This is a genomic window from Methylobacterium mesophilicum SR1.6/6, from assembly GCF_000364445.2.
Taxonomy (GTDB): Bacteria; Pseudomonadota; Alphaproteobacteria; order Rhizobiales; family Beijerinckiaceae; genus Methylobacterium; species Methylobacterium mesophilicum_A.
Map to the genome: position 1 here is coordinate 3,070,144 of NZ_CP043538.1, position 20,200 is coordinate 3,090,343.

Consider the following 20,200-nt stretch of genomic DNA (forward strand, 5'->3'; position numbering starts at 1 on the left):
ATATCAGAGGATCTGCCCGACGCGATCCGCGCATCCGACCCCTGGTCAGGCCGCCGATGCCACGGCAGGGGAGATCCGCTTGCGCGCCTTCCGGTCCTCCGTGCTGCTGACGAAGGCGTGCGCATCCTCCTTCCGCTCGAAGACGTGGGGCGCGACGCCGCGCTTGTTCAGCGCTTCCTCCATTTTGAGGCGCAGGAAGGCGCTCGTCGCGTAGCGGGTGGTCGTGGCGTAGTAGTTCGCCTGAAGATACTGGATCATCCCGGCGTAATCATCGAACAGGTTCTCGTTGAGCCGGAATCCATCGTGGTTGATCACCGCGTTGACCCGCTGGCCGGCCTTGCGGCAGGCCTCCACGATGGTCATGCGCAGCTCATCCATGTCGCCCTTCACCCGGCAGTACCAGCCTTCCAGGTTGATGAAGAGGATGTTGCGCTCCCCGTCGTAGCTGACGCGCGACTTCAGATCGAGGTTGAGCAGGTCGGAGATCAGCTCCATCGGCTCTTCGCGGAAAATGCGCGGATCCATCGGCACCGGGTTGCGCACCACGGGCGCGAAATCCATGTGGGCGAGGATGTCGCGCTCGATGTCGATGCCGGGCGCGACCTCGATCAGTTCCAGCCCCTCGGCCGTGAGCTGGAACACGCAGCGTTCGGTCACGTAGAGGACCGGTTGGGAACGCTCTACCGCGTAGGGACCCGAGAAGGTGTTCTGCTGCACCTGGGTCACGAACTTGCGCGCCTTGCCCTCGCTGACGATGCGGACCTGACCGTCATGCACCGCGATCTCCAGGCCGCCGGCCGTGAAGGTGCCGGCGAAGACCACCGTGCGGGCGTTCTGCGAGATGTTGATGAAGCCGCCGCAGCCGTTCAGCTTGCCGCCGAATTTCGACGTGTTGACGTTCCCCGCCCGGTCGCACTCGGCCATGCCCAGGCAGGTCATGTCGAGGCCGCCGCCGTCGTAGAAGTCGAACATCTGGTTCTGGTCGATGATGCAGTCGGCGTTGGTGGCCGCGCCGAAGCTCGAACCCGACGCCAGCACGCCGCCGACAGCCCCGGCCTCGGTGGTGAGCGTGATGTAGGGGGTGATCTTCTCCTCGTTGGCCACCGACGAGATGCCCTCGGGCGCCCCGACGCCGAGATTGACCACGCCGTTCGGCGGCAGCTCGAAGGCGGCGCGCCGGGCGATGATCTTGCGCTCGTTCAAGGCCATCCGCTTGATGCCGGTGACCGGCACGCGGATCTCGCCCGCCAGCGCCGCATCATGCATCACGCCGTAGTTCATCCGGTGCATCTCGGGCTCGGCGACAACCACGCAATCCACCAGAATGCCCGGCACCCGCACGTCCTTCGGCAGCAGGTAACCGTCGTCCACGATGCGCTCGACCTGGGCGATGACGATCCCGCCATTGTTGCGCGCCGCCATCGCCTGGGCGAGGCAGTCGAGGGTCAGCGCCTCCTTCTCGTAGGACAGGTTGCCCGATGGGTCCGCCGAGGTCGCGCGGATGAAGGCGACGTCGATCTTGGTGGCCGTGTAGAACAGCCACTCCTCACCATCGACCTCCACGAGCTTGACGATATCCTCGCTCGTCAGCTCGTTGACCTTGCCGCCGCCGTGGCGGGGATCGACGTAGGTCTGCAGGCCGACCTTGGAGAACAGGCCCGGCTGGCCCGCCGCACAGGCGCGGTACAGCTGCGAAATGACGCCCTGGGGCAGGTTGTAGCCGCGAATCAAGTTCTCTTGCGCGGCCTTCGCGACCTTCGGCATGCGGCCGAAATTGGCGGCTATCACGCGCGAGAGCAGGCCGTCATGGTGCAGGCGTCCCGTCCCGAGGCCTTTGCTGTCGCCCGCGCCCGCGGTCATGATCAGCGTGAGACCGCGCGGCGAGCCCGTGTCGACGAAACGCTTCTCCAGCGCCGCGTGCAGCGACTCCGGGATGCAGCTCTGGACGAAGCCCGTAGTGGTCACGACGTCGTTCTCTCGGATCAGCGCGATGGCCTCGTCTGCCGAGATGACCTTGTTCTTCCTCATGGAAATCGTGATCCTCTCCGAGGTCCTGAACGTCGACGGAACGCACAGCCGCCGTCTTCCGCACTCTCGTTCGCCGTCCACGCGCCGTCCGGAGCAGGGGGGCTCAGGAATGGCGTAAATCTGAATGCAGTTCTTATTGCACCGCACCAATATCTGCGGCATTGCACGAATGCACATGCCTGACGTGTCACACTACTCCAACTTCGGACTACTCTGCTCCTGAAAAACTCTTCGATGCACGGTCAGAAAAAATTGCGCCTGTCGCTGGTCAAGCGCGCGCTTCTCGGCGCATCGAGGGCGCGACCCTGAGTCTGACGGTCGGGCTCGCGGGAGCTGAAGCCGCCACCCGGGCCCTGGCGCGAACGCCCTCAGCTGTGCCGAAGTGGATCGGTGCCAGGTCCTTGCCTTATGTTAAATCTCCCCGGCATTTCTGGGCTAAAAACTGGCCTCAGGTGTCAGAAAATAAAGGTTTTACAATCTTCGCGGAACCCGATATAAGCCCCGCGGTCTGGGGAGCGTGTTTTGAGTGAGGAACACGCAATGACCGATATGACGCCGATCGCGGATGAAGCCGCGACACGCTTTGCATTCAGCCTCCTGCGGAGTGCGTATCTTGATCTCGCGCAGACGCTGCTGCGGATCGATGCGGACCCCGCCCGCGAGTTGTTGCAAGCCGTCGAACACCGGATCGCCTATAGGCTGGGTTCTCTCGCCGCGGACCACGGCGATGGTCGCGTCGAGGATTCGGCACTGGCCTTAGCGGCCGGTCAGGTCCGGGCGGTGCTTCGCGAGGCTCAGGCTCGGTGAGGCGCGCAGCCAGGCGCGCCGTGCCGGATGCCGCGATCACCAGATCTCAGAGAAGGGCATCTGATCGTCGATGAGCTTCGCGTCGGCGCAGCGAATCGACCTGGGGCGCTGCGGACCGATTCGGCGGCAACGGGCGGATCAGTGGCAGGCTGCGGCCTGAGCGCTGACTGACGAACCGGTTTGTCCGCCAGAAACTGTCCCGTCTTGCTCAAAGCAAAGTGGATCCGCTCTCGTACCACAATCCGAAAAGTCAGACTCGGCGCAGGCCTGGAAGGAGCGCTCCTTCGAGGCTTGCTGATACGGTCACTTCGGGTTGCGGTAGCAGGCTGGATTCGCCTGAGTGCTGCCTGACGGGATACTGTCGTGTGTCCTCGTCCGTCGATGGGCATCTTGAACGATTGAATTTGGATCGCGTCACCCTTCGCGTTCGGTCCGGAGCTATCGCACGGATCGGGCAGTTGTCCTTCAGCGTCGGGCGAAGGCGTCGCACGTCCTGAACGGCCAGATGCTTCGTCGATCAACAAAGACCGATTGAGACGGGACGGCCGACACGAGCTGAGCGCGACTCGGAAGAACGATAGAGGTGCAGGACGGCTACCGCACGGCTTCCTGCACCGGTCAGCCGTCTATGTCGCATCCGGGATAGTTGGTCGCCGGCGGTACTCGCGAAGCCGAACCCGGCTCTGACAACGTTTTTCGCGACCGAGCGATCAAGACAGCCGGGGTAGTTCAGCGCCGCGCTCTTTCTCTCAGCGCCCTCCGCGCATCGACCCGATTCACCGGTCAGGTCTTCAGCGGCGCGGTCGGCCGTCCCGCCGGCCCCTCGTTCGCCCAGCCGTCCGCTTGCATACGTCCCTACCCGTGCCGCGAAGCGGTTTCAGCGCGCCTCAAGCCGGTGGAAGGGCGCTTTCCACATGCTCCGACCGCGGCCCTAACGCGCCGTTAATCATAATCGGTGATGTGCCAGATCATCGGGGGTTACGCGCGGGCTCAACCTAGCGCCGCGCAAGGATGGCATATTATGCGGCTGATCGTCGGCACGATGATCGTCTTCGCTTGCGTCTTCGGCAGCTACGCGGCGATGGGTGGCCATCTGGTCGTCCTGTGGCAGCCGTTCGAGTTCGTGATCATCCTCGGTGCGGCGATCGGTGCCTTCATCATCGGTAACACAGGACCGGTGCTCAAGGCCGTGCCGGCCATGCTGGGCACCCTGGTGAAGGGCCCCAAATACACGCAGCAAAGCTACGTAGAATTGCTGGGGATGCAGTACTCGTTGTTCAAGCTCGCGAAATCCAAGGGTGCGATGGCGATCGAGCCTCACATCGAGAACCCGGAAGATTCGGCGCTTTTCAACGCCTTCCCGTCCTTCGCAGCGAATCATCACGCGGTCGAGTTCGTCTGCGATTACATGCGTATGGTGACGCTCGGCGCCAATAATGTCCACGAGATCGACGCGCTTATGGATGAGGAACTGGAGACGCACCACCAGGAGCAAGAGCGCATCGTTTCGGCCATGCAGTCGCTTGCCGACGGAACACCCGCGCTCGGCATCGTCGCCGCCGTGCTCGGCGTGATCAAGACAATGGGGGCGATCAAGGAGCCGCCGGAGGTGCTGGGACATCTGATCGGCGGTGCGCTGGTCGGCACCTTCTTCGGCGTCTTCATCGCCTATGGGTTCTTCGGGCCCATGGCGCAGTCGCTGAAGAGTCTCTTCGAGGCCGAGTCCAAATACTATCTTTCCCTCAAGACGGGGCTTCTCGCGCACATCGGCGGCCAGCCGCCGGTGATGGCGATCGAATTCGCCCGCAAGTCCCTGATGAGCGACGTCCGTCCGACCTTCAGCGAAGTGGAAGCGGCAACCGCCGCTCTGCCCGCCCAAAGCTGACCTGATCTCCGGCAGGGACACGATGACCACGCCCATCCAGCCGATCATCATCAAGAAGGTCAAGAAGGCCGCCCATGCCCACCACGGCGGGGCCTGGAAGATCGCCTATGCGGACTTCGTGACTGCCATGATGGCGTTCTTCCTGCTGATGTGGCTGATCAGCATGACGACGCAGGAGCAGAAAATCGGTTTGGCAGAGTATTTCGCGCCGGGGGCCTTGAGCCCTGCAACCAGCGGCGCGGGCGGAATGATGTACGGCACCGCCCTGGACACGACAGGCAACAAGGCGTCTACCCCCCGCGACGCGGCGCGGGGCTCCGCGCAGCAGGCGGATGGGGCGCGCGTGACCGGTCCCGGTCGCGCCAACGAGCTCGACGCCAGCAAGCCGCCCTCCACCGTGCAGGCTGACTACAGTGCCATAGCCAGCCTCCGGCAGGCGCTCCAGGACATGCCTGACATCGCCGAACTGTCGCGCAACATCGTGATCGAGCAAACGAAGGAGGGGGTCAACGTGTCCCTCGTGGACCAGGACGGTCGGTCCATGTTCCGCGAGGGGTCTGTTGATCCCTACGAGCGCACCCGCCGCGTGCTGGAGGCGATCGCGCCCGCTCTGCGCCGGCTGCCCAATCGCCTGTCCATCACCGGCTACACGGCCGCCGCGCGCCCGGGCTCGGCGCGGGCGGGCGAACCGTGGAATCTCACCGCCGGCCGTGCGCTCGCCGTACGAGAGATCCTGGCGGGCGCCGGGGTTCCCAACGACAACTTCGCTTCCGTTGTGGGACGCGCCGACACCGAGCCGGTCTTCCCAGACAATCCCTACATCGCGCCGAACCGACGGGTCACGATCACCCTGCTCAATGCGAGCCCGCCTGTGCCCCCGAACTTCCTTCGCTGACGACAAGTCGGCTCGCCGCCTTGAGAGCATCTCACGACACCTTTCGTGCTCGATAGAAGAAGGGCGAGATCGCTCTCTCGCCGGCCTTCGAGACGGCTTCGCTGCACCGTCAGACACGCCCGGCACACCAACGACACGACAGTGCATCAGGGCCACGGGATTTTCCATCGGGCCCTAGTGGAGGCCGCACCGGCCGCGAACCCGTGCTTGTAGCCGGCCTTGTAGATGCCGGACAGGACCGCGGCGATGCATGCCACGATGACGATCTGATCGAACAGCGACAGGGAGTCGAACCAAGCCCACAACAGCATGCCGCTCTTCCTCGAACCCAGTATCGATGCGACGCATGAACCGGAGCGTCATCCTTCGGCAAGGGTGCTCCTCAATGAACGCGACCGCGAGGGTCTGGGATTGCCGAACGGGCACGGGACAGCATCCGCGATCGTAACCCGTGGATCCGCGGGACGCGTGACTGCTGCATCGCCATCGCCACGCCACACGCGATGCCGGCCACGGCGAGGCGACTCTGGAGGAATCCGGGCGAGCGCGTCGTCACAGCTTGCGGACCGGCCGCGCATCGGCAGCGCGAGTCGCAGCATGGCGACGAGGCAGAACAGGCCCATGCCGGCCTGCGTCGCGCGCCAGCCGTACGCGTGAGCCCCATGCTCGACCACCGCCGGCCAGAGCGTGCCCGCCAGATGGTTGCCGGATGCGCACAGCGCGTCGGCCAAGCCGTACCGGCGCCAGAAACATAGGGAGACCTCGGCCGTGTGGGGTCCGGAAGCGACCGAGCTGCGAAGCGCTCCGACGAGCAGACCGCGCACGATGACGGGCTGCCAGAGACTGGTCGAAAGCGCGCTAAGCCCAGAGCCGAGGGCCCGACAGACGGCGCCAAGGATAAGCGGGGGAACGATCCCCAATACGATCCGCGAACCGCCCCATCAGGAGGCCGCCGACCGCGAAGCAAAGCATGGTGAGCGTATAGGGCAATGCGGCTGCCGCTCGATCGACCGCGAACTCGGCCTGAAGCGCGCGCAGCACGACGACGGTCGACTACTTGCCGACGTCTCCAGCCGTGCCGAGCGCCGTCGCCACGGCGAGCCGACACCAGAAGCGGCCAGGATCAGCGATCCCGTCTTCAGCCATTCCGGCGCAGATCGTACTCCGTCAGTCCAACGGATTTCTTCACGCTCGCACAACGGTCACTAGTGCCGAACCAAGCTGTTGAGAAGGTGTTTTGCCGGATCGGAGTCGCACGGCCATTACAATTTCAAAAGCCGATTGAATTCGATCCGGTGTGAGGACTTTCTCCGTCGACCCGCCGAACTTTGGATCCCATTCTGCTGTGTTGAGCCAGCAATGAAACCGTCCCGTACGGCTCCAGAATGAACCGACACGCGATCGAAGTCGCTCGACTATTCCGGCATTCGCCGTCCAAGGAAATCAGCCGACTTCGGCCGAGGCCCGGCGGTCGCGTCGCGCCCGGATCGATCGCTCGGGCCTGTGTCAGACGCGGAAGCGACGTGGTCGCTTCTTATCTTCCGCGCCACCGTGCCCCCTCGCCAAATGGCTCGGATTGGATAGGCCGCTGATTTCACCCGGCACGCGCGATGTCGGTTCAGGTTCGCTCCGGAATGTCGAGATCGAGGAGGGCTAAGCCCAGTCCCTTCCCGTGCGCGTCGAGTGCCAGCGAGCGGGTCACGCCGCCGCCGAGAGCACCCTTCAGGACGAAATTGAGCGCCCCGATCTTCGGCAACGCATAGCGGACGACCTCCCCAGTCACGATCCCCTGAAAATGCTGTTTCACCCGCTCCGGCGTGACGTGCGTCGCCAAATGATCATAGTCCGCGACGTCATAGGCGATCAGCGAGATGTTCGACGTGTTGCCCTTGTCGCCGGTGCGGGAGTGGGCGAGCGCGCGCAGCTTCATGGTCCGATTTCCAGTTCTCAGGCTTCGACGAACTGTACGCGCGGCTGAGCGAGCGCGGCCGGAACGAGGACCGACTGCACCGCCACCACCTCGCGCGCTGACTTCCAGGCACCGCCACCGCCCGCAGGCCCGTTGGTGTAGAGCGTCTCTACCTCGTTTCCGATCCGGACAGCCTCAGCATGGGTCTCTGTCCGACCTGCGATGCGGAGCCGGACTTCATAGGGCTCCCGTCCACCTGAGAGGGCCTCCCCGTGAAGTGCATCGAGGCCGATGAGGTCACAACGCAGCTCGCTCGTCGCCACACCGATGAGCGCAAGGCGCTCAAGCACCACGTCCCGGGCCAGACGGCCGCGAGCCAGGGCGCTCGGTCCGGCGTAGGAGATCTGCCCCTCGCCGATGTAGGAATCCAGATACCCGACCGAGACCTTGAGCAGGCCCGTCGCCGGCGAACCCGTCGCGCCGGTCGCCCGGACACGATCGGGACCAACCTGCTCCATCTCCACGCTGGAGAAGTCGCCGACCACGTCCGGCTGAAGGTACCGGGCTGGATCGTGCACCTCGTAGAGCAACTGCTCCTTGCAGGTGGCGAGGCTGATGCGGCCGCCCGAGCCCTCGACCTTCGTGATCTCGACCGTGCCGTCCTCCGACACGATACCGATGGGAAAACCGAGACGCGCGAGATGCGGCACGTCCTTGCAGCCCGGATCGGCGAAGTAGCCCCCGGTGATCTGACCGGCGCATTCGAGCAGGTGTCCGACCAGGGTGCCTCGGCCAAGCCGTTCCCAATCGTCCATCGCCCAGCCGAACTCGTGAACCAGGGGGGCGAGGAACAGGGCCGGATCGCCGACGCGGCCGGTGATGACCACGTCGGCGCCATCCGCGAGCGCGGCAACGATCGGTGCTGCGCCGAGATAGGCATTGGCCGAGATGATGCGGTTGCCGAGACTGGCCACCGGCTCGCCGCTCTCTTCCAGGGTGAAATCGCCGCCGCGCACCGCGTCGAGCACGTCGTCACCGGTGACCGCGGCGATCTTCAGCCCGGCGAGACCGAGTTCCCGCGCCAAGCCTCCGATCTTCTGTGCCGCGGCACGCGGATTGGCCGCGCCCATGTTGGTCACGATGCGGATGCCGCGGGCCCGGCAATGCGCGAGGACCGCACGCATGCGCGCCTCGAGGAGCGGATCGTAGCCGCCTTGAGGGTCCTGCAGCTTGGCCTGCTGCGCGAGGGCAATGGTGCGCTCGGCGAGACACTCGAAGACGAGGTAGTCGATCTCACCTTTCTCGGCGAGTTCGACAGCGGGCTCGATGCGATCGCCAGCGTAGCCTGCACCGGCGCCCAAGCGGACGGTTCTCATGGATCGATCTCCGCTGTCAGAGGGGCTGTCAGAAGGACTCTCAAAGGGGGAACAGGCCGAGGGCGACGCAGGCGAAGGTCATCACCACCGAGGCTGCCAGCAGGAACGGGAAGGTGAACTTCTGGTGGTCAGCCAGATCGATGCCGGTCAGGCCACACACCAGGAACGTCGCCGGTGTCAGCGGGCTCACCGGAAAGCCTGTGGTCATCTGGCCGAGCAGCGCGCCCTGGGCGATCTGTACCGGCGGTACGCCGAGTTGGTGGGCGACCTCGGACACGACGGGCAGGACGCCGAAGTAGAACGAGTCAGGGTCGAACAGCATTGACAGAGGCATCGAGACGAGGCCGAGCGCGAAGGGAATGTGTCGTCCCATCTCCGGCGGCACGAAGGTCACGGCGGCCTGTGCCATGGCCTTGAGCATCCCGGTGCCCTGCATGATCCCGGTGAACACGCCGGCCGCCAGGAGGATCGAGGCCATCAGGATCGCCGCTTTGGCGTGGGCATCGATGCGCTGACGCTCGGCGTCCACCTGCGGGTAGTTGATAAGCAACGCCAGGGACGTCCCAAGCATGAACATCAGCGCCGGGGGCACCTTCTCGGCCATGAACACCATCGTTCCGAGCACGAGAGCCGTAAGGCCGATGTTGATCCAGAACCGGTCCGGCCTTCGCAGGGCTTGCTCCGCGTCGCTCAATCTGCGCGTAGCCATCATCGGCGCTGCGTCCGTTCCAGCGGTGGCAGGTTGCGGCATGCGTGCGAGACGCCGCTCCTCCCGCAGGCCGAGCCAGTACGAGACGGCGAAGATGAACACGAGACCGACCGCCTGCACCGGAACGAGCGGCGAGAAGATCTCCGGGATCGGCAGCTTGAGCGCGGCGGAGGCGCGGATCATCGGCCCGGTCCAGGGCAGGAAATTCACGCCCGCCGCCATCGAGGCCGCGCAGGCCAGGATGCGCCGGTCGATGCCGACACGGTCGTAGAGGGGCAGCATCGCGGGGATCGTGATCAGGAACGTCACCGCGCCTGACCCGTCGAGGTGGATCAGCAGCGCCAGCAGCGTCGTACCGGGCACGATCCGGGTTGGACGGGTGCCGACCGTGGCGAGGATTCGGTCGATGATCGGATCGAGCATCCCGGCATCGCTGACGATGCCGAAGAACAGGATCGCGAACACGAACATGCCGACGACGCCGGCCAGACTCTGCAGGCCCGTGAGGACGAATTTGCCGGTGTCGAGGCCGAAGCCACCCACCAGCGCGGCCGCTACCGGGATCACGATCAGCGCCACCAGCGGGGACATGCGCTTGGTCAGGATGACGGCGAGCAGCAGCACGATCGTGCACAGGCCGAGCAGAGCCAGCATGCAATCCTCCCGGTGAGACGAGGCGCCTTGTTTCGCGCTCTCAGCCGAAAGGAAACCGCGAACAGCGACATAAGACAATTGAAAAGGTTGGATTGCAGCGATAGTCAAAAATTATGGATCTGAACCTGCGGCAGGTACGCGCTTTCGTTTCCGTCGTTCAGGCAGGCAGCTTCACCCGCGCCGCTGCCCTGCTGAACCTGTCGCAGCCGGCGCTCACCGTGCAGATCCAGCGCCTGGAAGAGAGTCTCGACGCGCGACTCCTCGACCGCACGAGTCGCACCGTGGCGCCGACCCGCCTCGGACGCGATCTCCTGCCAATCTTCCAGCGGGTTCTGCGCGATCTCGACAAGGTGGTGCTCGATGCCCGCGACCTCGCAGCCCACCGTCACGGCGTCGTGCGCGTCGCGACCCTGCCGTCCTTCGCGGCGGCCGCGCTGGCCGAGGCGATCGCGCTCTATCGCCAGGACCATCCGGGAGTGACATTCGTCATCAAGGACGTGATCGCGCAGCGCGTCCTCGATCTCGTGCGCGCCGAGGACGTCGATGTGGGCATCGTCGGCGGCGACGTCCGCGATCCGGACCTCACCGTCCTCCATCGGACGAGCGACGCCCTGCACGTCGTCTATCCCCAAGGCCACCCGGTCGGCACGCTCCCGAAAGTCACGATCGACACGCTGGCTGAATTTCCTCTGGTCTTGATGGATCCCGCCACGAGCGTGCGGGCCGTGGTCGATCTCGCCTTCATCGGCGCGGGACGTCTGCCGATGATAGCCTGTGAGGCGACCTACATGATGACGGCGATCGGCATGGTTCGGGCCGGGCTTGGTTTGACGATACTTCCGGGTTCGGCGCGCGAGATCCAGGCTGAGCCCGGTCTGCGATCGCGCCTGATCGACGATCCGCAATTCGAGCGTCCGATCTGCCTGATCAAGAAGGCGGGCCGGACGATGCCGAAGGCGGTCGAGACGTTCTGCGCCCTGTTGTCGACCTTAGCTGTGCGGCCCGTGAGTTAGACGCCCCACTGCTCAGGCAGCCTGATGCTTTTGTCGAAGGGATGATCGGCGCTTGTCGCGCAGCGCGAACGGCTGCGTCTGGTCCCGCGGCACACACATCCCGGAGCGGTCCAGCGACCTTGGACAAGGTCCGCTCTGTCGGTTCGCGCCCGAACATGGCTCCCCGCGTGGCAATGCGAACCGTCAGTTCGACAACGGCATGTCGCCTTCAGGATGCGGGCCACTCCTCCTGAACGGCAGGGCCGACCAGCCCGAGAACACCGCATCGCTGCCCATGCTCTCCTCGATGCGCAACATCGCGTTCCACTTGGCCATGCGCTCCGAGCGGGAAAAAGATCCAACCTTGAACTGCCCGGCATCCCAGCCGACCGCCAGATCCACGATGGTGGTGTCCTCCGTCTCGCCTGAGCGCGCCGATACGATGGTGCCAAAGCCGGCGTCGCGACCGGCGCGCAGGGCCGCATATGTCTCCGTAATTGTGCCGGCCTGGTTCGGCTTGATCAACACCGCATTGGCTGAACGGTCACGGGCGGCCCGCTTCACCCGCGCCGCGTTCGTCACCAGAAAATCATCCCCGATGATCTGGCACCGCGGGCCGAAGCGCGCCACGAAGGCCTGGAAGCCGTCGGTGTCGTCTTCGGCCACGGGATCTTCGACCGACACGATGGGATACGTCCGGAGCCAGCCTGCGAGCATGTCGATCATCTGGCCCGTATCGAGCCTCCGTCCGTCAAGCGCCAGGGCGTAGATGCCGGCTTCCCCGAACTCCGAGGCCGCGACATCCAGAGAGATCGCCACGTCGGCGCCGGGCTTGAAGCCTGCAGCCTCGATCGCCAGCACGAGCGTGTCCAGCGCCTCCTCATTGGAGGCGAAGACGGGCCAGTACCCGCCCTCGTCCGCCACGCCCTGGAGCTTGCCGGCCTTGCGCATCAGGCCGCCGGCCGCGCGATAGATCTCGGCCGTCCAGTCGAGGGCCTCGGCGAAGGAGCCAGCGCCGGGGCACATCACCATGAAATCCTGAACGTCGACGCGTCGCTCGGCATGGGCCCCGCCCCCGAAGATCTGGATCTCAGGGAGGGGGATGCGCACCCGTTGCGACCCGGCCAGAAGCTTCCAGACGGGAAGGCCGGCGGCGCAGGCATGGGCTTGCAGCGCAGCCATCGAGGTCGCGACGAGGGCATTGCCGCCAAGCCGCGACTTGTCGGGGGTCCCGTCGAGCGCGATCATCGCGGCGTCGACCGCCGCGAGATCGCCTGCGTCCATTCCGACCAGAGTTTGGGCGATGGGACCGTTCACGTTGCCGATCGCGCGGCGGACGTCGAGACCGCCGAAAGCCGCGCCGGCGTCTCGCAGATCGACTGCCTCGCCCGAGCCGGTGGATGCTCCTGCCGGCGCGATCGCACGACCGACGATCCCCTCGTGCAGGGTGACCTCGACCTCGACGGTCGGGCGACCGCGGGAGTCCCAGACGCGGCGTCCGTGAACGCCTCTGATGATGGCATCGGTCACGGCAGGATCTCCTTCGCCCACTGGTCTCGAACGTGGGCCAGCCGCCGCGGACAGCGCGCGATCAGGCGACGGGCCACCTGCCTGACCCGCTCGCGATCGGCTTCCGTTGTGATGTACTCGACGGGCGACTTGCCATCGACGCGTCCGAGAAGGAGTGCCGGCAGGAGCCGCGCTGCACGCGCCTCCAGATCCTCGGGCCGCTCCCACTGCACACCGGAGAGATAGGCAGCTGAAAGGGCATCGAAACAGGCGATGTACCGCGTCGCGTGCTGCCGCTTCCAGACGCACTTGAGGAGGAGGTGATTGAGGCAGAAGGCCAAGTCGAAGGCGGGTTCGCCGTACCAGGCGCATTCGGCGTCGAGGAGGATCGGTCCGGCTGGACCGGCCAGGATGTTCTTCGGACTGACGTCCCCGTGCACCAGAGCCAGCTTGCGCTGGATCGCTTCGCGGGACAGCGCGTACAGCTCTTCCGCGAGGTCGCTGTGTCGTCGCGCCGTCGCCTCAAGGTAAGGTTCCAGGCGGATGGCGTGGAACGTCTCATCGTTGCGGAAGCGGCGCGCGACGTCCGCCGATCGAGCGGTCGCCTGGTGAACGGCGACAATGGCTTGGCCGACCGCCGCGGCGAACGCCTGGCTGATCCGGCCGTCGCGGAGCTCGTTCTTCCAAATCGGATAAGTCGCAGGGTCGAGATAGGTCATTGCGAACACGCCCGCGGCGGGGTTGTGCGCGAGGATTTTCGGAACGGCGTTCGAGACGGCGCGCTGCGCCTCGATGAACCAGCCCACCTCGCTGGCATTTCGCGAGACCGGAGCGTTCCATTCCTGTTCGACCCGCAGGCGAGCCAGAGCCCTCTTCACGACAAACCTGCGGTCGCCAAGCTCCACCCGGAAGATGTCCGACGCGACCCCGCCTGTCAGAGGCACGAGTTGCGCTGCTTCGCCGGTCTTCACCAATCCAGACTGTTCGAGAAATGCCCTGATGGCCGGATCGGATTCGACCGGCGACGATGGGCCGACATCCATGCTGAGCCTCACCTGCGTCGGGGCCGATCGCACGCCGGACGCTACACGGCCTGACCTCGGCGCGCCACGAGCGCAATCCATGACCGCGTTGCGCCGGTAGTCAGCGATCCGAGCCGCGCCCGCTCGTCTCATGCCTCATAGAGCAGGCACAGACCGGATCGAACCGTCACGAAATTCGATGGCAAAATGACGGACGCTCGCACCCGCGATTGCAATGGACAAACCCGCGACTCGGCCCTCGAACCCGATGACACGTTCGTGCTCAGTGACCCAGGGCGCGTCGGTGTCCTCGGTGACGGTCAGCGCCGTTCAGCAGGGCCGCTGCGGTCTCGGCCTGGGGTCGCAGCGCGAGCCCATACCTGCCGCCTGAACGGTGGGAAGTGGCGGATCGTCGTCGAGCATCGGGACGTCGAAAGACGGTAGCGACCACTGCTCTCGGCTGGGTACGGCGCTTGATGCCGTTCGAGCGCACCGGTGCCGCCTGCTTGTGGCGAAGATCGAGCGGCTGATGCGCTCCTTCAGCTTCCTGTCCCGGGCGCTGGAAAGCGGCGTTGCAGTTCGGTTCTGAGATCTGCGGCAGACCGAGGAGCCCGACGGCAAGTACATCCTCAACGGAAAGGTGCCCTTCTGAGCCGGAGGCTGGCCTCATCAATGCCTGCAGCAAGACAGTCCAAGCAGCCGCCAAAGCCCGCAAGAAGCCGAGGCGCGGAGCGCGGTCGGTGCCATCCGAAGCCGCCGGCACGGCCGCCGTGAAGGTTAAGCTGGATGCCCCCTCGGCCGACCTCGCCCGAACCAGCGCCGCGATCCGCGCCACCGCCATCGCTTCCGCCGGTGGTGTCGCGCAGGCTCTCACGGATCGTCGTATCAAAAGGTCCCAGGGCGGCGATCCGTAGAGCACCACGAAGGGTATCCTTGCTGCCGGCAAGGTTCGACGCTCTAGAGACGGCGTCAGCTACTTATTCAAGGGAGCGTTGTCGCGCTGCCACCGCGTAACGAAGGCGTTGAGCTTGTTGCCATCGAGGTCACGGAAGTAGGCCACGTAGTAGTTGCCGCGCACCCCCGGCCCGCCCTCGCTGCTGCCGCCAAGATCGAGCGCCAGCCTGTGCAATCGGGCCACTTGCTCGCGATCCTTGGCGCCAAGCGCAACCATCACGCCATTGCCGACCGTGGCCGGATTGCCGTCGAAAGGTTTGGTCAAGCAGATGCCTGCTCCCCCGCCGCTCTCCCCCCAGGCAATGAAGTCGTCGCTCTCCATGGTGCGACCGGCACCCAGCTCATGAGCCAGGGCGTCATAAAACTGAGCCGCTCGCTTCAGATCTTTCGTTCCGAGGGTCACGTATCCGATCATGAGCTTAACCCCCATGAGGGTGGCATGCCCGTGGCTTGACCGGTCCTCGGCTCATTCGAGCGTCCGATCGATCGCGCGGCGGCTCTGACAATCATGCTGCAAGGGGCGAAGCACGACAAATGACAACCCCGCGATGGCGCTGATGCGAAACGTTGCTTCTCTGATAGGCTTCGACTGTTGAGACTGTTGAATTGATAGCCGAAATGCCGCCCCCCGCTTACCGGCATGAAGCTTCGGGCACGGGACAGACGCGAAGGTTAGCCGGCTGATATTGCGCGTTGGTGGTCAATGCCTTCGGGCGAGCCGGATGCGCGAGATTGCGCCCGTCCACCTCAGCGACCGGAGTGGCGCCGACGCGGCCTCCATGTCCGAGACGAGCATCAGCCGCCGGATCGCATCGCCGACGGTCGAGCTGGAGCGGACGGAGGACCGCTTCGCCGCGGACGCCGAGGCCGAGGCTTCGGACTCCAATCCGCGGAGGAGCGAAAACGTCCATCGGTTGCTTGCATCCATGAGGCTGCGGCGGGGGCCCGCGCGACCGAGGCTCTCCGCATCGTCGCAGATCGGCCATGAACGCCTGCATTCGCGGCGCCGCACGCACCGCCCCGCAAGTTTCTTCCAGCCCCGTCGCTCCCGACTGTCCCGACCTGGTGCGCTCGGTTCGACACCAGGAAGCCGTGGAGCAGACCCGCGACGACGAGACCGGAGGGCTCGAAAGTCCAGGCCTGCACGCGTCCGACAGCACTGGGAGCCGGCTTTGCTGCGACTATAAACTATAGAGAGCCGCGAGAGACCGTTATGCGGATCCGCCGTCAGGGAGCGCTGCGGTAACGACGAGTGAAGGACCCGTCTGTCTTTCCTGGATACTATGCGACGATCGAACCGAATGGAATGCCAATCGGCACCAAACCGCCGAGGCCGACTGCCACGAGCGTGACGTATCAGCCGGCAGCCTCGATAAGTATTTCAGCTCGCGAACGCTCCAAAATTCAATAATCACGGGTTTGGAACCGCGCAGACCGGGGTGCATCGCGGGCTGAGACCCGATTGGGTGACGGAGAGTTTCGGCTAGAAGCCTTCCGAACGCGCGACGGCCCGGCTTTTGAAACGCGAAAACGGCTGCCGTTCTGCCAGACCAGATCTTGGCATCCACGCCCGCGCTAGCAGCTTGAGGGACACACCAGTCTACGGGCGTGGAGGTCGACCGGAGCCGACCGCACGCAATGCAGCTCTCGATGAAACGGTTCAAATTTTTCTGGATTCCTCTACGCCCGATCACGTCGCTTGATGGACGAATCGGCGCGTCCGTGGAGGGAGGAAGGCCTCGACCCCCGCATGGTGCAAGAACCGGACATCCACGCCCGCCCGGCGAGCTTCGGTGAGCACATAGGACGGGCGTGGATTGGCAGCCCATTGTGGGGCTGAAGGCGGCAAGCCTGAATGGCAATCGTTACCGAAGGCTTAACGAACGCCGAATAACGCCGCCCTGAGCGCGTCGGGCGGGCGGAGACGCGTTCGCTTCCGACGACCTCCGGGTGGGGATCGAGCCGCATCAGCCGAGCTTGAAAAGTCGAAAGGCAGCCGACCGCGCGCCCCAGACCGACCGGCGCTGGCGGGGATCATTCTTGTGCGGCACACGGGCCTGCACTGGAAGCACCGGCCGCGTTTTGAGCCGGGCTGCAGCGGCAAGACGAGTTGGCGGCGGCTCGGCACGTGGCAGGCAGCCTGTGTCAGGGCCGAACCCGACGGATCGGGGCACGCCGTGGACGAAGCGCCATCGCGTCGTGGTCGCCGGGGCACGCCCCTCCTGATTATGCTGTCGAACCATCGGCCTGACCCAAACCCCGGGGCCAACTGCAACGACAGCCGTAGGCTGGCGGCGACCGTCGACACGGCGCCGATGGGGCGCACCGGCCAGCATCGCCGCCCGCAGCCCAGCCCGGACAAGCTGCACGCCGATAACGGCGACGACCGTCTTCGCGCCGGCGCGAAATGGCGCCGGCAGCATCACACCGCAGATAGCTCGACCGGCCGCCAGCACTGCCTTCGTGGCTGAAAAACACAAACCGTCTCAAAATATCTGACGATGAACGCCCGTGATCAGTTCGATCTCGACAGAGCGACTTGGATAAATTTCCTGATATGGCAGGCCCGCTAAGCTGTCTCAGCCGATCAAGCATTCAGCCTCGGCAGCCATACACTGCGGGGCGTCTTCGCGGCGGTGGTGCTTGACCACTTGATCTCGCTCAACAGGCCATCGGCCGCGGCGGCGTACGTGTGCGTTGCGCCAGGAGGAATGATGGTGCCGACCTTGGCTTCCGAGCGGCCATCGGTGGAAACGCGCCGCCACGACAAGTACGACCGGCTGATCGCTACCGCCAAGGCGCTGCCGAAGCTGCGGGTGGCGGTTGCTCACCCTTGCGATGAGGCCTCGCTCGGGGCCGCCCTCGAAGCGGCGGCACTCGGTCTTATCGAGCCCATCCTGGTAGGGCCGCCGGGCAAGATCGGCGCGGTCGCGGCTGCCCTCGGTGCGGACCCCAGTGCCCATCGCCGCGTGGACGCCATTCACAGCCATGACGCTGCAGCCCGGGCTGTCGCCCTCGTACGTGCCGGCGAGGCCGAGGCGCTGATGAAGGGCAGCCTCCACACCGACGAACTCATGGCCGCCGTGGTCCGCCCGGACAGCGGTCTGCGCACCGCCCGCCGCATCAGCCACTGCTTCGTCATGGATGTGCCGGGGCATGCGACGCCCCTCATCGTGACCGACGCCGCCATCAACATCGCGCCAACGCTCGCGGAGAAGCGCGACATCACGCAGAATGCCATCGATCTCGCGCACGCCCTGGGCGTCGAGAGGGTTCGGGTCGCCATCGTCTCGGCCGTGGAGACCGTCAACCCGAAGGTGCCCTCGACGCTCGATGCCGCCGCCCTCTGCAAGATGGCCGACCGGGACCAGATCACGGGAGCCTTGCTGGACGGGCCGCTCGCCCTCGACAACGCCATCGACTTCGGAGCGGCCCGGATCAAGAAGATCCGCTCACCCGTAGCCGGCCAGGCCAACATCCTCGTCGTTCCCAATCTCGAAGCCGGCAACATGCTGGCCAAGAGCCTGACCTTCCTGGCCGGCGCCGATGCCGCGCGCATCGTGCTCGGGGCCCGGGTCCCGATCATCCTGACGAGCCGGGCCGATTCCCGCGTGACGCGGCTCGCCTCCTGCGCGGTCGCCGCGCTGTTCGCAGCCGCGCAGCGGACCGCGCGTCTGCTGCCCGAGGTCTAGCCGATGACCCCGGTCCTGCTCGTGCTGAACGCGGGCTCGTCGAGCCTGAAGTTCCAGGTCTTCGCGTCCGACGATGCAGCGGGCCCGTGCCGCCTCTTCAGGGGCCTCTTCGAAGGCCTCGGCGGGTCCGCCCATCTGATCATCCGGGACGGCACCGGCTCGGTGGTCGCCGAGGCGAGGTTCGATCGCGGGGGGGCGTTCGGCCACGAGGAAGCGCTGCTGCACGTGTCGGCGTGGCTCGGCGAGCAAAGCGGCGGCTTTCGGCTGATCGCCGCAGGACATCGGATCGTCCACGGCGGCACGACCTATTCCGAGCCCGTGCGGGTGGACACCCAGGTCCTGGAAGCCCTCGAGCGGCTGGTTCCGCTCGCCCCCCTTCACCAGCCGCACAACCTCGAACCGATCCGGATCCTGCAGCGGCGCCTCCCCGACCTGCCCCAGATCGCCTGCTTCGACACGGCCTTCCATGCCGGCCAGCCGGAGATCGCCCGGCTCTTCGCCGTGCCGCACGCGATGATCGAGCGCGGCGTGCGGCGCTACGGCTTCCACGGCCTGTCCTACGCCTACATCGCCTCGGTGCTGGCGGAGTACGACCCGGCCCTGGCCGCAGGACGCGTGATCGTCGCGCATCTCGGCAGCGGCGCCAGCCTGTGTGCCCTGAACCGCGGCGCCAGCGTCGCGACCACGATGGGCTTCTCCGCCCTCGACGGGCTGCCCATGGGCACGCGCTGCGGCAGCCTCGATGCCGGCGTCGTGTTCTACATGCTGCGCGAGATGAAGCTCGGCCCGGACGAGGCGGAGCGCATGCTCTACACCCAGTCGGGGCTGCTTGGCGTCTCGGGAATCTCGAACGACATGCGCACGCTGCGCAGCGTCGCGGTGACCGACCCCGATGCCCGCCGCGCCATCGACCTGTTCGTCTACCGGATCGGACGGGAACTCGGCTCCCTAGTGGCGGCGCTGGGCGGCATCGACGCCCTCATCTTCACGGCGGGGATCGGCGAGAACGACGCCGCCACCCGCGCCGAGGTCCTGCGGGGTGCCGCCTGGGCGGGGTTCACCCTCGACGAGGCGGCCAATGCGTCCGGCAGCCCGCGCGTGACCCGCGGCTCCGGGCCGTCCGCCTGGGTCATCCCGACCGACGAGGAACTGATGATCGCGCGCGGCACGCGCGCGGTGCTGGCCCAGCACGAAAGCAGCCGGCCGCGGCCGACCCTACGAGCAACGGGAGATCGCCATGGAAGCGTTGAAAACGAGGCCGCCGACCGATCTCGAACTCGCCGACGAAACCTTCATGTCGGCCGCTGAACTCGGCGCGTACACGGCCAAGTTGAAGGCCGCCAAAGCCATGAAGGACATGAAGGCCGAGGATCAGGCGAGCAAGGCGCGAGATGAACTGATCAAGACCCTGTCCAAAACCATCGAACTCACGCCCGAGCGGGTGCAGGAGATCACGCGGCCGCTTCTGCACAAGCTGAGGATCGCGGCCGAGCAGGGCAAGAACGAGCTGCTGGTGATGCGCTTTCCGAACGCGATGTGCAGCGACGGCGGACGGGCGATCAACAACACGGAGGCTGACTGGTCCGAGACCCTGACCGGCCGGCCACGTCAAGCTTACGAGTTCTGGCGCGAGCGGTTGCAGCCCCTCGGTTACGGCCTGGCGGCGATGATCGTCGACTGGCCGGACGGCATGCCGGGTGACGTGGGCTTCTTTCTCACTTGGGAAAAGCTCCACGTGTGATGTCCAGGACGGCTCGGGACGGCAATC

At 65.7% G+C, this 20,200-nt stretch carries 15 protein-coding genes and 1 pseudogene; 8 read left to right on the forward strand and 8 right to left on the reverse strand.

Annotation, left to right across the window (positions count from 1 at the left end):
* Positions 1-45: 45 nt before the first annotated feature.
* On the reverse strand, positions 46-2,028 hold the full coding sequence (locus MMSR116_RS14610; protein WP_010682384.1) for an acyl CoA:acetate/3-ketoacid CoA transferase: 1,983 nt from the start codon (positions 2,026-2,028) through the stop codon (positions 46-48).
* A gap of 540 nt (positions 2,029-2,568) precedes the next feature.
* Here MMSR116_RS14610 and MMSR116_RS14615 point away from each other — a divergent pair.
* The 3 genes from MMSR116_RS14615 (at position 2,569) to MMSR116_RS14625 (ending at position 5,615) form a co-directional block, all read left to right on the forward strand.
* On the forward strand, positions 2,569-2,835 hold the full coding sequence (locus MMSR116_RS14615; protein WP_010682383.1) for a hypothetical protein: 267 nt from the start codon (positions 2,569-2,571) through the stop codon (positions 2,833-2,835).
* A gap of 1,021 nt (positions 2,836-3,856) precedes the next feature.
* Positions 3,857-4,720: a flagellar motor stator protein MotA gene (gene motA / locus MMSR116_RS14620; RefSeq protein ID WP_010682382.1), complete on the forward strand. Its 864-nt coding sequence runs from the start codon at positions 3,857-3,859 to the stop codon at positions 4,718-4,720.
* 22 nt (positions 4,721-4,742) lie between these two features.
* On the forward strand, positions 4,743-5,615 hold the full coding sequence (locus MMSR116_RS14625; protein WP_010682381.1) for a flagellar motor protein MotB: 873 nt from the start codon (positions 4,743-4,745) through the stop codon (positions 5,613-5,615).
* A 146-nt stretch (positions 5,616-5,761) separates the two neighbouring features.
* Here the strand turns inward: MMSR116_RS14625 and MMSR116_RS14630 are convergent, their stop codons facing one another.
* The 4 genes from MMSR116_RS14630 to MMSR116_RS14645 form a co-directional block, all read right to left on the reverse strand.
* Positions 5,762-5,926 (reverse strand): hypothetical protein, encoded by a 165-nt coding sequence (locus MMSR116_RS14630; RefSeq protein WP_010682380.1) that lies wholly within the window; start codon positions 5,924-5,926, stop codon positions 5,762-5,764.
* A gap of 1,307 nt (positions 5,927-7,233) precedes the next feature.
* Positions 7,234-7,545 (reverse strand): AtuA-related protein, encoded by a 312-nt coding sequence (locus tag MMSR116_RS14635; RefSeq protein WP_010682378.1) that lies wholly within the window; start codon positions 7,543-7,545, stop codon positions 7,234-7,236.
* Positions 7,546-7,562: 17 nt separating this feature from the next.
* Positions 7,563-8,900: an acyclic terpene utilization AtuA family protein gene (locus tag MMSR116_RS14640; RefSeq protein ID WP_010682377.1), complete on the reverse strand. Its 1,338-nt coding sequence runs from the start codon at positions 8,898-8,900 to the stop codon at positions 7,563-7,565.
* A gap of 40 nt (positions 8,901-8,940) precedes the next feature.
* The gene (locus tag MMSR116_RS14645) at positions 8,941-10,263 is read right to left on the reverse strand and encodes a CitMHS family transporter (RefSeq protein WP_010682376.1); all 1,323 of its coding nucleotides are present in this window, start codon (positions 10,261-10,263) and stop codon (positions 8,941-8,943) included.
* A 113-nt stretch (positions 10,264-10,376) separates the two neighbouring features.
* On the opposite strand from MMSR116_RS14645, the gene MMSR116_RS14650 reads away from it, so the two are divergent.
* Positions 10,377-11,276: a LysR family transcriptional regulator gene (locus MMSR116_RS14650; RefSeq protein ID WP_010682375.1), complete on the forward strand. Its 900-nt coding sequence runs from the start codon at positions 10,377-10,379 to the stop codon at positions 11,274-11,276.
* A gap of 183 nt (positions 11,277-11,459) precedes the next feature.
* On the opposite strand, the gene eno is transcribed toward MMSR116_RS14650, so the two are convergent.
* From eno to MMSR116_RS14665, 3 genes are all read right to left on the reverse strand, one after another.
* A complete protein-coding gene (gene eno, locus MMSR116_RS14655; RefSeq protein ID WP_010682374.1) occupies positions 11,460-12,785 on the reverse strand; it encodes a phosphopyruvate hydratase in 1,326 nt (441 codons plus the stop codon).
* Complete coding sequence (locus MMSR116_RS14660; protein WP_010682373.1) at positions 12,782-13,807, reverse strand: phosphotransferase family protein; 1,026 nt, start codon at positions 13,805-13,807, stop codon at positions 12,782-12,784. The genes eno and MMSR116_RS14660 overlap by 4 nt, the downstream gene beginning before the upstream one ends.
* Before the next feature lie 952 nt (positions 13,808-14,759).
* Positions 14,760-15,155 (reverse strand): VOC family protein, encoded by a 396-nt coding sequence (locus tag MMSR116_RS14665; RefSeq protein WP_010682371.1) that lies wholly within the window; start codon positions 15,153-15,155, stop codon positions 14,760-14,762.
* Positions 15,156-16,690: 1,535 nt separating this feature from the next.
* On the opposite strand from MMSR116_RS14665, the pseudogene MMSR116_RS31375 reads away from it, so the two are divergent.
* The 4 genes and pseudogenes from MMSR116_RS31375 to MMSR116_RS14680 form a co-directional block, all read left to right on the forward strand.
* Positions 16,691-17,182 (forward strand): annotated as a pseudogene (locus MMSR116_RS31375) (IS5/IS1182 family transposase); the annotation flags it as partial.
* A 272-nt stretch (positions 17,183-17,454) separates the two neighbouring features.
* Complete coding sequence (locus MMSR116_RS14670; RefSeq protein ID WP_039892551.1) at positions 17,455-18,432, forward strand: phosphate acetyltransferase; 978 nt, start codon at positions 17,455-17,457, stop codon at positions 18,430-18,432.
* A 3-nt stretch (positions 18,433-18,435) separates the two neighbouring features.
* Positions 18,436-19,740, forward strand: coding sequence for an acetate/propionate family kinase (locus MMSR116_RS14675; RefSeq protein WP_010682366.1), 1,305 nt, complete (start codon positions 18,436-18,438; stop codon positions 19,738-19,740).
* Complete coding sequence (locus tag MMSR116_RS14680) at positions 19,670-20,173, forward strand: hypothetical protein (RefSeq protein WP_039892265.1); 504 nt, start codon at positions 19,670-19,672, stop codon at positions 20,171-20,173. Before MMSR116_RS14675 ends, MMSR116_RS14680 begins: the two co-directional genes overlap by 71 nt.
* Positions 20,174-20,200 lie beyond the last annotated feature (27 nt).